This window comes from Cereibacter sphaeroides 2.4.1, assembly GCF_000012905.2.
GTDB lineage: Bacteria > Pseudomonadota > Alphaproteobacteria > Rhodobacterales > Rhodobacteraceae > Cereibacter_A > Cereibacter_A sphaeroides.
This window is the reverse complement of record NC_007493.2, coordinates 1,719,248-1,732,184: the sequence shown is the minus strand read 5'-3', so window position 1 is coordinate 1,732,184 and position 12,937 is coordinate 1,719,248. Positions and strand designations below refer to the sequence as shown.

The following is a 12,937-nucleotide window of genomic DNA, read 5'->3' as shown; positions in this document are numbered from 1 at the left end:
GGCAGGCCGGTTCCGAGGCGGGAACGGCAGGGACCGTTCTTCTGCTTCGGACGTTGCGGCGCCCCCGCGGCACGTCGCGAAGGGGCGGCCGCGCGGGCGTTCATCGTCGCACGCCGTCCGGCCGCTCCATCGGCATGTGCGAGATCGCCTCATGGTCCGGCCGCGGCAGTCCGCCGAGGGGACCGGTTGACCGTGGGGCGGCGCGTCAGATCATCCGGCCGGTTTCGGCGAGCCGGACATGCCAGGACAGCGCCTCTTCCAGCACATGCGGCGTGTGGCCGCCGCGCTGGCAGGCGCGGTCGTAATAGTCGCGCAGCATCGGCCGGTAGTCCGGGTGCACGCAGTTGGCGATGATCGTGGCGGCCCGCTCGCGGGGGGCGAGGCCGCGCAGATCGGCAAGGCCCACTTCGGTCACGAGGATGTCCACGTCATGCTCGGTATGGTCGACGTGGCTCACCATCGGCACGACGGAGGAGACAGCCCCGTGCTTGGCCACCGATTTCGTCACGAAGACCGAGAGATAGGCGTTGCGCGCGAAATCGCCCGAGCCGCCGATCCCGTTCATCATCTGCGTGCCCCCCACATGGGTGGAGTTCACGTTGCCGTAGATGTCGAACTCGAGCGCGGTGTTGATGCAGATGAGGCCCAAGCGCCGGACGACCTCGGGGTGGTTCGAGATCTCCTGCGGGCGCAGGATCAGGCGCGGCTTGTATTCGACAAGCCGCGGCAGCACCTGCTGGTATTTCTGCGCCGAGAGGGTGATCGACGAGCCCGAGGCGAAGCGCATCTTGCCTGCGTCGAACAGGTCGAAGGTCGAGTCCTGCAGGACCTCGGAATACATTTTCAGATCGTGGAACGGCGTGTCGATGAACCCGTGCAGCACCGCGTTCGCGATGGTGCCGATCCCGGCCTGCAGCGGCTGGAGCGTGTGATCGAGCCGTCCTGCGCGCACCTCGTGCAGCAGGAACTCGGTCAGATGGCCCGCGATGGCCCGGGTGTCGGCGTCGGGGTCGAGGATCGTGGCCGAGCTGTCGAGCTTCTCGGTCACGACGATGGCCGCGATCTTCTCGGGCGGGATCGGGATGAAGGGCAGGCCGACCCGGCTCTCGGGCGTGACCACCGGGATCGGCATCCGGTTCGGCCGGTAGGTGGGGATGTAGATGTCGTGCAGCCCCTCGAGCTCGGCCGGCTGGCTGAGGTTGATCTCGACGATGACCTTCTCGGCGAGGATGGCGAAGGAGGCGGAGTTGCCGACCGAGGTCGTGGGCACGATGCCGCCGTTCTCGGTGATGGCCACCGCCTCGACCACGGCCACATCGACGCGCGGCAGCTGGCGGGTGCGCAGCATCTCGACCGTCTCGGAGAGATGCTGGTCGATGAACATCACCTCGCCGCGGTTGATCGCCTTGCGGAGCGCGGGATCGGACTGGAACGGGATGCGGCGGGCGAGGACATGGGCCTCGGCCAGCGTCTTGTCGAGATCGTTGCCGAGCGAGGCGCCGGTCATCAGCGTGATCTTCAGCGGATGCTGCCGCGCCCGGGCCGCGAGCGCCATCGGCACCGCCTTGGCCTCGCCAGCGCGGGTGAAGCCCGACATGCCGACCGTCATGCCGTCTTCGATCAGGGCCGCAGCCTCATCCGCGCTGGTCACGCGCTCGCGCAGGCCGACATGCCGGATCCTGTCGTTCTCCACACCGTCGAGCATGGGCCCCTCCTCCCTGAAAAGCCATTCGGAGGACGGAAAGTTGTGCGGATCCCGGCCTGCCGGCAACTTTGGTAACGGGCCGGATCGAAATTCACAATCTGGGGCGCGTGTTCAGGGCGGAATGGCAGCCATGCATTTCACGCATGACGTATGCGTGACGGTCATGGGTCGCGGCGGCGGGCGAGGAGCGCTGCGGCGGTGAGGGCCGCGGCCGCGACCAGCACGCCGCCGGCCGCAAGGCCTGCGCGGACGGTGGGGCCGGAGAGGCTCGCGACCCGGTCGGACGCTTCGGAGCCGAAGCGGCCTGCGGCGCCCATGTCACGCTCGACCGGCTGCATGAGATTGTCTGCGCGGGCGTCTCCGGGACCGATCTGGCTGTCCCAGGCGCTGCGCGCCATCATCCGGTCCATGAGGCCCGGCGCCACCATCGTGCCGAGGATCGCCTGCATCGAGGGCGCGCCGATCCAGATCTCGCGCGGGGCCGTGCGGGCCGCGGCGGCGATCGCTTCGGCCACGGCCTCGGGGGTATGGATCGGGGGCACGGGCTGCGGGCGTCCGCGGACATGGGTGCGGGCCCAGTCGAACTGCGGCGTATCGACGGCCGGGAGCTGCGCCATGGTGAGGCGGATGCGGCTCTTCTCATGCAGAAGCTCGGACCGGAGCGAGTCGGTGAAGCCCCGGCAGGCGGCCTTCGCCGCGCAATAGGCGGCCTGCAGGGGGATCGAGCGGTAGGCCAGCGCCGAGCCGATCTGAAGGATGGTGCCGCGGTCGCGTGGGCGCATGTGGCGCAGCGCCGCGAGCGTGCCATGGACGGTGCCGAGGTAGGTCACGGCGGTGACGCGGGCATATTCCTCGGGCGTCGCGCGCTCGGCCGGGCCGAAGACCGTGACCATCGCATTGTTGATCCAGAGGTCGATGCGGCCCCAGCGGGCCACCACGCGGTCGGCCGCGTCGAAGACGGCGGCGGAGTCCGCGACATCTGCCGCAAGGGTCAGGGGCTCGCCCCCGGCACGGGCCACGTCGGCGGCGGTGGCCGCGAGGCCCGCCTGTCCGCGCGCCAGAACCGCCACGCGCCAGCCGCGGTGCGCGTAGGCTCTGGCGAGGGCACGCCCCACGCCCGCCGTTCCTCCGGTGATGACCACGACCGGCCTGTCCTGCATCTGGCGCCCTCTCCCCGTTGATCGGAAGGGCAACGGAGGGAAAGGCGCGTTCGTTCCCCGGGGTCAGGCCCGGCCGGTCCCGTCGGTTGACGGCCGGTCTGCGGAACCGCCGGACAGGGCCTGCGTTGCGCCGTCATGACAGAGGAAGAGACCAGTCAGATCTCGCACCCGCACGGCGTTTGTCCGGCGCGGGTGCAGCCTTGTCTTCCCCCAGCCGGAGAGACCGCATGAGCCGCGCCGCGCCCTTCCTGATCGACGACCTGCTGCCCGAGGGCGTGCGCCTGCACGCTGTCCGCTCGGTCGAGTGCCGCCGCATTCCCGCCGCGCGCTCAGTCGTGGCCCTGACGCTCGCCGCGGGACAGGAAGCACGGCTGAGAAGCCGGCTCGCGGGCCTCGGCAGTTCGGTGGTGGTGCTCGTGGCGGCGGAAGGCACGAGAGCCGGCGAGGAAGCGGCGCGGGCGCTGGCCGACCGGCGCCTGCCGGGCCTCGTGCTGGTTCTCGAGGCGCAGGCGGGCGTCGACTGGGTGGGGCGGCTGCGCACGCTTGCGCGGCGGCTCGTGCCGCAGGCCGCGCTTCCGCAGGAGGCCGAGCCGCTGCCGGGCGCGGCCGCTTCGCGCTATCTGGCCAAGATGCGCGAGCTCGAAGTTCTCATCGATCCGGAGGCCGCCGAAGCGCCTGCGGGCGAGCGCCCTCTCGACGGGGCGCGCAACTGGCGCTCGCGTCTGCACGCACGGGCGGTGACGCGCTTCCTGCACCGGCAGGGGCGGGCGTCGCTCCATGCGGCGCGGCTGCTCGACCGCACCGCGACCGCGCGCGAGATGACGGGCGGGTTCGGCACACTCTGGGCGGCGCTCGATTCCGAGCGCCCGCCGCGCGCCCTCGGGTCCGAGGACATGGCGCGGGAGGAGGCGCTGCTCGACGGCTTCATCGCGCAGGAGAAGGCGCGGCAGGCGGCGCTGGTGCGGCCCGCTCCGTGGCGGGGCCATGGCCGCCTGCCGGGAGTGGGTCTGCGCGCTTGACAGTCGCGCGGGCCTTCCCGATGATCTCGGCGTGGGAATGTCGGGCGATTTAGACCGGACGGATCTGCGGGACAATTTCGGTTCCGCAACGGATGTGCAACGCTTCCTCTTTCCCGGATGATTGGCCGGCCCCCCTGGGGCCCGGCACCGCTGTTTTGAAGACGCCGGCTGACGGCGCTGATTGATCGGAGATTTTGATGGCCCTGAAGGTTCTATTCACCGGTGCGGACGGTTATGTCGGCGCTCTCCTCGGCCCTTACCTGCTTGAGAAAGGCATCGAGGCGGTGGGCCTCGACACCGGCTTCTATCGCAAGGGCTGGCTCTATCCGACCTCGGCGCCGCGCCCGGCTGTCATCACCAAGGACATCCGGCAGGTGACGGTCGCCGACCTCGAAGGGTTCGACGCGGTGGCCCATCTGGCGGAACTGTCGAACGATCCGCTGGGCCAGCAGTCGCCCGGCCTCACCCACGAGATCAACCACGGCGGCTCGATGCATCTGGCCGAGATGGCGCGCAAGGCCGGGGCCAGGCGCTTCGTCTACATGTCCTCCTGCTCGGTCTATGGCGTGGGCCAGCCCGAACAGATCCTCGACGAAACGAGCCCCGTCAATCCGCAGACCGCCTATGCCGAATGCAAGGTGAAGGTCGAGGAAGACCTGACCCGGCGGGCCGACAGCGACTTCGAGCCCTGCTTCCTGCGCAACGCCACCGCCTATGGGGCGAGCCCGCGGCAACGGTTCGACATCGTGCTGAACGACCTCTGCGGCCTTGCCTGGACCACCAACAAGATCACGCTCCAGTCGGACGGCTCGCCCTGGCGCCCGCTCGTCCATGCGCTCGACATGTGTCAGGCGGTGTGGCGCTCGCTCACCGCGCCGGCGGATGCGATCCGGGGGCAGGCCTACAACGTCGGCTCGAACGACCAGAACTATCGCGTTATCGAGATCGCCCGGATCGTGGCCGACAGCTTCCCGGGATGCGAGCTCGAGGTGGGGCAGCCCTCGGCCGACAACCGCTCCTACCGGGTGAATTTCGACAAGATCCAGCGCGTCCTGCCCGAGTTCCAGTGCGAATGGACCGCCGAGAAGGGCGCGCGCCAGATGCGGCAGGTGTTCGAGCGCATCGCCATGACGCCCGAGGAATTCCGCGCCGAGCCCTACACCCGTCTCAAGATGCTGATGCGGCTGCGGGCCTCGAAGCTGCTCGACGACAAGCTCTTCTGGGCCAATCCGATGGTGGAGGCCGTGGCATGATCCTCGTCGACAAGGCGCTCGCGCGCCGCGCGGCCGAGGGACGGCCGATCCGGGTGGGGATGATCGGCGCGGGCTTCATGGGTTCGGGCATCGCGCTGCAGATCGCGAAGTCGGTGCCGGGGATGCAGCTCGTGGCCATCGCCGCGCGGCGGACCGAGCAGGCGGCGGCGGCCTTCGAGGCGAGCCGCACCGGCGAGACGGTCCGGCATGTGGACAGCCAGGCCGAGCTCGAGGCCGCCATCGTGGCGGGCGAGCCCGCCGTGACGGCCGACCCCTCGCTCATCGGCTGTGCCCGCGGGATCGAGGCCATCATCGAGGTGACGGGCTCGATGGATTACGCGCTTCAGGCGGTCGAACCGGCCATTGCCACCGGCAAGCATGTGATCCTGATGAACGCCGAGCTCGACGGCACCATCGGCCCGCTGCTGAAGAAGCGCGCCGATGCGGCCGGGGTGGTGCTCACCAACTGCGACGGCGACCAGCCGGGCGTGCAGATGAACCTGATCCGCTTCGTGAAGGGGATCGGGGTCAAGCCGGTGCTCTCGGGCAACATCAAGGCGCTGCAGGACGAATATCGCACACCCGAGACCCAGCGCGGCTTTGCCGAGAAATGGGGCCAGAACGTCCATATGGTGACCTCCTTCGCGGATGGCACCAAGATCTCCTACGAGCAGGCCATCGTGGCCAACGGCACGGGGATGCGGGTCGCGAAGCGCGGCATGATCGGGATCGATCCGACGAACAAGAACCCGACTCTGCCGCTGCGCCCGCTCGAGGACTATGTGGCGATGTTCGCGCCGCATCTCGATCCCGAGGGGCCCGGCATCGTCGACTATATCGTCGGCGCCCGGCCCGGGCCGGGGGTGTTCGTGATCGGCACCCACGACGATCCGCGGCAGAAGCACTACCTCAACCTCTACAAGCTGGGCGAGGGGCCTTATTATCTCTTCTACACGCCCTATCACCTCTGCCATTTCGAGGTGCCGATGACGGTGGCGCGGGCGGTGCTGTTCGGCGATGCGGCGCTGGCGCCGCTGGGCGCGCCTCAGGTCGGCGTGGTGGCGGTGGCCAAGCGCGACCTGAAGGCGGGCGAGGTGCTCGACGGGATCGGCGGCTTCACCGCCTACGGCCAGTGCGAGAACATGGAGACCTTCGTCTCGGAGCAGCTCCTGCCGATGGGCCTGGCCGAGGGCGGCGTGCTTCTGCGGGACATTCCCCGGGATCAGGCGCTGACCTTCGCGGATGTGCGGCTGCCGGCCGGCCGCCGCATCGACGCCCTCTACGAAGAGATGGAGCGCGAATTCGGCCTCGCGCGCCCGGCCGAGGCCCACGCCCTGACGGTCTGACCGTCTCTGCCGGAGCGGGGCGCTTGACTCGCGCTCCGGCTGAAAACCCGCTGTCTCCCTTGCGATATGGCTGCCTGCGAACCGGGCGCCTGCGGGAGCGGATGGCAATAAGCCGCCGTCGCCGTCATCGCGTCGGACCTGCGCAGATATCCATCCCGAGCGGGATGCCGAAGGTCGGACGTGAGGGTCTTGCGCATGGGGGAGCGCCATGTCTGAGGTGCCCCCGCTGGGAGGGAGGCCGGGCCCTCGGGGAGAGGCCGAGGCATCGCATCTCGCGGAGGACCGGTTGGCGCGGGGCGGTGCCCCGCCGCGCGCCCCTGCGGGATCAGGCCGGCTGGAAGTCGGGCCAGGCCGCATCCTTTTCCGAGATCACCGACACTTCGGCGGCCCAGTCGATCCCGAAGGCGGGATCATCCCAACGCACGCCGCCCTCCGCGCCGGGCGTGTAGGCCGCCGAGACGAGGTAGGACACGGCCGTCGCATCTTCGAGCGTCAGATAGCCGTGGGCGAAGCCTTCGGGGATATAGAGCTGCCGGTGATCGCCGGCCTTCAGATCGAACCCCTCCCATTTCAGGTAGGTCGGCGAGTCCGGGCGCAGGTCGATGATGACGTCCTGGATGCGGCCGCGGGTGCAGGTGATGACCTTCACCTCCGAATGGGGCGCGCGCTGGTAGTGCATCCCGCGCAGCGTTCCTGCGGCATGGTTGTAAGAGCTGTTGTGCTGCACGAAGCCCGTCTTCAGGCCGGCACCGGCCATCTCCTCCATGCAGAAGGTGCGCTCGAACCAGCCCCGGTGGTCTTCTCTCGGCTCAGCCTCGATCAGGACGGCATCCTTGAGCGTCGTGGGAATGAATCTCATATGGTAAGTCTCTCCTCAAAAGGTTGCGCCCCGGCCCGATGCCGACGTCGAAATGCAACGTGAGGCGGCGTGAAGCGGACTGTGTCCGGGAACGCGTCGGCGGGCAAGCGCAATGTCGGATCGCTCGAATCGGCGACCCTCCGCCGAATCGAATGGGCCAGAGACTTTGCCCTGTTTGCCGACAAGGAGTGCTGCCGATTGATGCGCAGTTTTCCGCCGGGGAAGAATTGCAGAAGTCCACACTCGCGCGGCGGTTGCGTAATGGGGGGTGGCCGCTTGCACTTTTGGCTAGAGAGTGAAGGAAACGTTGACGCAGGCAGCGGTGAGATACACAAGTTAAACACATTATCACTAAGAGTAGTCCCCTAACTTTCGAACGTAGCCTTTCCATAACGAAACGAATTATGACAAGAAGACGAAGGGGCGGCGGGAGCGAGCCGCCCCTTCGCTTTCGTGCAAGAGCCTGACATCACGCCTCGAACGGCTGATCCCCCCGCTGGAAGCCTCCGATCTTGCCGCGACGCCTCCGAGCCACTAGGGTCCCGCATCCTTTCGCACAGGAAGAGGCCCGCGCGATGACCCTTCTCGACCAAGCTCATGCCGCGATGGAGGCCGCACCCGGCGACGATGCCGCGCGGCTGCGCTTCTACGGCCAGCTTGCGGACGGCGAGCTCTTCCTGCTGCTGGAGCGCGAGCCGGAGGACGAGACCCTGACGCCGCAGGTCTTCAATCTCGACGAGGGGCCTGTCGTCCTGGCCTTCGATCTCGAGGAGCGGCTGGCGGCCTTCACGGGCGTGCCCGCGCCCTATGCGGCGCTGCCGGGCCGGGTGGTGGCGGGGCTTCTGGCGGGGCAGGGGATCGGGCTCGGGCTGAACCTCGGCGATGCGCCTTCGGCCATGCTGCTGCCGCCCGATGCGGTGGAGTGGCTGGCCGACACCATCGGCCATGCGCCCGACGAGGCCGAGGCGCGTCCCGAGAGCTTCACGCCCCCGCGTCTGCCCCAGTCGCTGATCGCGGCCCTCGACGGCAAGCTCGGCCGTGCCGGCGGTCTGGCCGCCCATGCGCTGCTGGCGGCCGTGCGCTACGACGACGGCCGCGACGGGCACATGCTGGCCTTCATCGCAGCGAGGCCGGGGGCCGAGCCCGCGCTGGCGCGGTCGGTCTCGGAGGCGCTGACCTTCTCGGGGCTCGAGGCCGAGGCGCTGGACGTGGCCTTCTTCGCCGAGGGCGCTCCGGCCGAAGCGGCCATGGCCCGCGTCGCGCTGCGGTTCGACCTGCCGGTGCCGAAGGCGCCCGAGCTGCGCGAGGAGCGCGCACCGGCGGCGCCGGGCATGGATCCCGCACGGCCGCCGATCCTCAGATACTGACCTCCGAGCCCTGGGGCTCGCACGAACGCCATTCTGTCCCCGAAACAGGGGTTTGCTATGGGGTATGCTAATACCTTTTTTGCAACCCCCTGTCAGGGCTGGAAAATATCGCGCATCCGGCGCTTGACCTGTGCCGCGAAATGCCGGAAACAGCCGCATCCGAATTCGCGGGGGACATCCCTCGCTCCATTCCAGGGATTCCCGATGAAAACCTTCACCGCTACCCCGGCGGATATCGAGAAGAAATGGATCCTGATCGACGCCGAAGGCGTCGTCCTGGGCCGTCTCGCCACGATCGTCGCCAACATCCTGCGCGGCAAGAACAAGCCGACCTTCACCCCCCACATGGACATGGGTGACAATGTCATCGTCATCAACGCCGACAAGGTGCAGATGACGGGCAACAAACGGGCCGACAAGCGCTACTACTGGCACACCGGCCACCCGGGCGGCGTGAAGTTCCGCACCGCCGAGCAGGTGCTCGAAGGCGCGCATCCCGAGCGCGTGGTGCTCAAGGCTGTCGAGCGCATGATCTCGCGCAACAGCCTCGGCCGTCAGCAGATGACCAATCTCCGCGTCTATGCCGGCGCCGAGCATCCGCACGAAGCGCAGCAGCCCACCGTTCTCGACGTGAAGTCGCTGAACCCGAAGAACACCCGGAGCGCGTAAGCCATGTCCGACATCAAATCCCTCGACGATCTGAAATCGGTCGTTGGCGAGGCCCCGGTGGCCGAAGTCGCCATTGCGCGCGAGCCGGTGCGGGACTCGCTCGGCCGCTCCTATGCCACCGGCAAGCGGAAGGACGCGGTCGCCCGCGTCTGGATCAAGCCGGGCTCGGGCAAGGTCACGGTGAACGGCAAGCCGATGGACGAATACTTCGCCCGTCCGGTGCTGCAGATGATCCTGCGCCAGCCCTTCAAGGTCGCCAATGTCGAAGGCCAGTTCGACGTGATGGCGACGGTCGCCGGCGGCGGCCTCTCGGGGCAGGCCGGTGCGGTGAAGCACGGCATCTCGAAGGCGCTGCAGCTCTATGAACCCGCGCTGCGCGCCGCGCTGAAAGCCGCGGGCTTCCTGACCCGCGACAGCCGCGTCGTGGAACGGAAGAAATACGGCAAGGCGAAAGCCCGCCGCAGCTTCCAGTTCTCGAAGCGCTGATCTATCGGAAAGATCTGCAAGGGCCCGCCTCGGCGGGCCCTTTGTCATTGTCGAGCCGCCGGGCGCGCGTTTCTTGCTTCGGACGATGGGCTCTCGCGCCCGATGCCGGTAACTCGGTGTCGGAGGCGCATGCCGCCGTACTGCTGCCTGCGCTTTGCGGCCTCCTCCTTGAGCCGGTGGCCGGGGCTGGTCGACGTGCTGCTGCCCGCACTTGACGGCCCGCGTCAGAGGCCGGTGCTCATCCCGGAAGAGAACGACAGACTGGTGCCGGCGTGCCGCTCGCGCTTGGCAGCCTCTCGCCCGCCGCGTAATCAGGGGGCGACCCTGAGGGAGTTCCGTCGTGACCACCCATTCCGCCCGCGGCACCTGCGCGCTCTGCGGCTCTTCGCACCCCCTGTCGACCTTCGTTCCGGCCAGCAGCCTCGCCGGCGGCACGCGGGGCCGGATGCTCGCCGACTGGCCGGAGCTTACCCCCGATGCGCCGATCTGTCCGGCCTGCCGGGCGCGCTACCGCCGCCAGCATCTCGAGGCCCTGCTCGAGGCCGAGCGGGGCGAGCTCACGCGGCTCGATCATGCCGTGCTGGATAGCCTCGAAAGCGGTCGGATGCTCACGCAGGAGCCCGGCGCGGAGGCTGACGAGGCGCGCACTCTGGGGGAGCGGGCCGCAGACCGGCTGGCGCGTCTCGGCGGCTCCTGGGGGTTCCTGATCGGCTTTGCCCTGGTGTTGGCGCTCTGGATGGCGGTGAATGTCACCGGTCTCGTCGTGGGGATCTTCGATCCTTATCCGTTCATCCTGCTGAACCTGATGCTCTCGACGCTCGCGGCGATCCAGGCGCCGATCATCATGATGAGCCAGCGGCGGCAGGAGGAGAAGGACCGGCTCCGCTCCGAGAACGATTACAAGGTCAATCTCAAGGCCGAGCTCGAGATCCGCCACCTGCACGAGACGCTGGAGCACCATCTCGCGCGGCAGTGGGAGCGGCTGGAGGCGATCCAGCGGCTGCAGATCGAGCTTCTGGAGGAAGCCGCGGGCGGCGCGGAGGGCTGACGCCGCAGCCCGCGCCCGCATCTGCCATGAGGGCAGGAAAAGAGCGGCCGGGCAGAGCCCGGCCCAGTCATGGGGACATGTGCGGCGGGATCAATCCTGCCAGAAGGGCTTCGAGGCCTCGATCTCGGCGGCGCGATGCGAGAGCCCGATGTCGCGCAGCAGGTGCGGATCCAGCCGGGAGAGGCCAAGGCGCGTCCGCCGTCGCTCGTCCCAGCGCACGACCACGAAGCCGAGGCTGAACAGCACGCGCGCCAGCGGCGGCATGGAGCGGTTCAGGGTCAGGGCGGCGGGCGGGGTCTGCGGTATCGCGCGGCTCATGTGGCACCTTTTGTGTTGATACAATTCTGCGTATCAAGTAGGTAAAGCATACAATGCCCGCGCAATCCGCTCCAGAGGAACATTGTGACTGATACAATATGGCATCCTGACCTCGCACAATTTCCCGGCCCCAAATATCTCGCCCTGACACGGGCGCTGCGGGAGGCGATCCGCGAGGGGGTGCTGCTGCCGGGCGTGCAGCTTCCGACCGTGCGGGATCTGGCCTGGAGGCTGTCGGTCACGCCCGGCACCGTCTCGCGGGCCTATCAGATGGCCACGCAGGAGGGGCTTCTGGCCGCGACCGTGGGGCGAGGCACCTTCGTCGCGGCGGCCGAGCCTCGGCTGGGGCCCACGCAGGCCCTGTTCGTCGACCGCGAGCCGCAGGCTGCGCCGGGCCTACTGGATCTGCGCTCGCCGCAACTGCCGGACGTGGGGCAGATGCCGCTCTTCGCCGAGGCGCTGCGTCGGGTGGCGGGGCAGGTCGGCGCGGACTGGCGCGATTATCCCACGCAGCGCGAGGAGACGGCCCTGCGCGAGGCGGTGCGGGACTGGCTCGGCGACCGGGTGCTGGGGCCGGTCACGCCCGACGACATCGCCCTCACCCATGGCGGGCAGAGCGGCATCGGCCTCGTGATGTTCTGCTGCCTGCGCGGCGACCGGCCCGTGGTGCTGACCGAGGAGCTGGCCTATCCCGGCTTCCGTCACGCGGCGCGGCTGGCGCGGGCCGAGGTGGTGGGCGTCGAGCTCGACCAGCACGGGATCCGGCCGGATGCGCTGGAGGCCTGCTGCCGCAAGCATCTGCCGCAGGTGCTCTGCGTCACGACGGAGGCGCAGAACCCGACCGCCGTGCGGATGCCCGAGGAGCGCCGGGCCGAGATCGTGGCCATCGCCCGCCGGCACGAGCTCCAGATCATCGAGGACGATTGCTATACGGTGGCCGAAAGCACGCTGCCCTCGATGCGCGCGCTCGCGCCCGAACGGACCTGGTATGTGGGCAGCCTCTCGAAGACCGTCTCGGCGGCGCTGCGCTTCGGCTATATCCTCTGCCCGACGGGCCGGGGCGAGGCGGGGCGCCTGACGGCGCAGCACGCGTTCTTCGCCCTGGGCCGGCCGGTCTCGGATCTCTGCCTGGACCTCTTCCGCAGCGGTCAGGCCGTCGAGATCCGGAGCCGGGTGCAGAGCGCCTTCGCCGACCGGCTGAAGGCCATCGTGAACGGGCTCGGCGCGCACGATCTGGTCTGGCAGCCGGGGCTGCCCTTCGTCTGGCTGCGCCTGCCGGTGGGCTGGCGCACCTCCTCCTTCACCCGCACGGCGGAGGCGGAGGGCGTGCTGCTGCGGTCGGCTGACGAATATGCGCTGGTACACGGACGCTCGCCCAACGCCGTGCGGCTTGCCATCGCAGGCCAGGTGCCGCGCGCCCGGCTCGAGGCGGCGGTGGACCGGCTGTCGCGGCTGCTGGTCTCGCCACCTTCGGAACTGCCTGTGTGATGCAGAGGCCATTTTCGACAAAGGGTTGGCGGCAAGTCCTTATGTGAGGTGGAAAGAATTGTCTCGTTTGAGAGTGCCTCGGCCCTACGCCTCGCGCTGGCCGAAGTGCCACAAACGACACGGCTGACCTCATACCCTTGGCCGGGCCTGCGCCTCATGGACTGCCTGAAAAGCGGGCAGGCCTACCCGGATCGAGGCGAGCGGAAGCGAGCCGCGGCG

General features: G+C 68.9%; 12 protein-coding genes. 8 read left to right on the top strand and 4 right to left on the bottom strand.

Annotated elements, in window-relative coordinates:
• Positions 1-205: 205 nt before the first annotated feature.
• Both RSP_RS08355 and RSP_RS08350 read right to left on the bottom strand, forming a co-directional pair.
• Entirely contained in the window at positions 206-1,705 is a 1,500-nt protein-coding gene (locus tag RSP_RS08355) for an acetyl-CoA hydrolase/transferase family protein (protein WP_011337936.1), read from the bottom strand.
• A gap of 161 nt (positions 1,706-1,866) precedes the next feature.
• Complete coding sequence (locus RSP_RS08350; protein WP_011337935.1) at positions 1,867-2,865, bottom strand: SDR family oxidoreductase; 999 nt, start codon at positions 2,863-2,865, stop codon at positions 1,867-1,869.
• 227 nt (positions 2,866-3,092) lie between these two features.
• Between RSP_RS08350 and RSP_RS08345 the strand changes: the two genes are divergently transcribed.
• From RSP_RS08345 to RSP_RS08335, 3 genes are all read left to right on the top strand, one after another.
• Positions 3,093-3,884: a hypothetical protein gene (locus RSP_RS08345; RefSeq protein WP_011337934.1), complete on the top strand. Its 792-nt coding sequence runs from the start codon at positions 3,093-3,095 to the stop codon at positions 3,882-3,884.
• 197 nt (positions 3,885-4,081) lie between these two features.
• Complete coding sequence (locus RSP_RS08340) at positions 4,082-5,137, top strand: NAD-dependent epimerase/dehydratase family protein (RefSeq protein WP_009564006.1); 1,056 nt, start codon at positions 4,082-4,084, stop codon at positions 5,135-5,137.
• Entirely contained in the window at positions 5,134-6,483 is a 1,350-nt protein-coding gene (locus RSP_RS08335; RefSeq protein ID WP_011337933.1) for an NAD(P)H-dependent oxidoreductase, read from the top strand. Before RSP_RS08340 ends, RSP_RS08335 begins: the two co-directional genes overlap by 4 nt.
• Before the next feature lie 325 nt (positions 6,484-6,808).
• Here RSP_RS08335 and rfbC read toward each other — a convergent pair whose 3' ends face one another.
• Complete coding sequence (rfbC, locus tag RSP_RS08330; protein WP_002720166.1) at positions 6,809-7,342, bottom strand: dTDP-4-dehydrorhamnose 3,5-epimerase; 534 nt, start codon at positions 7,340-7,342, stop codon at positions 6,809-6,811.
• A 575-nt stretch (positions 7,343-7,917) separates the two neighbouring features.
• Here rfbC and RSP_RS08325 point away from each other — a divergent pair.
• From RSP_RS08325 to RSP_RS08310, 4 genes are all read left to right on the top strand, one after another.
• Positions 7,918-8,709 (top strand): SseB family protein, encoded by a 792-nt coding sequence (locus RSP_RS08325; RefSeq protein WP_011337932.1) that lies wholly within the window; start codon positions 7,918-7,920, stop codon positions 8,707-8,709.
• A gap of 204 nt (positions 8,710-8,913) precedes the next feature.
• Positions 8,914-9,378: a 50S ribosomal protein L13 gene (gene rplM / locus RSP_RS08320; RefSeq protein ID WP_002720164.1), complete on the top strand. Its 465-nt coding sequence runs from the start codon at positions 8,914-8,916 to the stop codon at positions 9,376-9,378.
• Between the two features lie 3 nt (positions 9,379-9,381).
• The gene (rpsI, locus tag RSP_RS08315; protein WP_002720163.1) at positions 9,382-9,864 is read left to right on the top strand and encodes a 30S ribosomal protein S9; all 483 of its coding nucleotides are present in this window, start codon (positions 9,382-9,384) and stop codon (positions 9,862-9,864) included.
• 340 nt (positions 9,865-10,204) lie between these two features.
• Positions 10,205-10,912 carry a DUF1003 domain-containing protein gene (locus RSP_RS08310; RefSeq protein ID WP_011337931.1) on the top strand — a complete coding sequence of 236 codons (708 nt, stop codon included), beginning with the start codon at positions 10,205-10,207 and terminating at the stop codon, positions 10,910-10,912.
• Positions 10,913-11,002: 90 nt separating this feature from the next.
• Here RSP_RS08310 and RSP_RS08305 read toward each other — a convergent pair whose 3' ends face one another.
• Positions 11,003-11,230, bottom strand: coding sequence for a DUF1127 domain-containing protein (locus RSP_RS08305; RefSeq protein ID WP_002720161.1), 228 nt, complete (start codon positions 11,228-11,230; stop codon positions 11,003-11,005).
• Between the two features lie 84 nt (positions 11,231-11,314).
• Between RSP_RS08305 and RSP_RS08300 the strand changes: the two genes are divergently transcribed.
• Positions 11,315-12,718 (top strand): aminotransferase-like domain-containing protein, encoded by a 1,404-nt coding sequence (locus RSP_RS08300; protein ID WP_011337930.1) that lies wholly within the window; start codon positions 11,315-11,317, stop codon positions 12,716-12,718.
• The last annotated feature ends 219 nt before the right edge of the window (positions 12,719-12,937 follow it).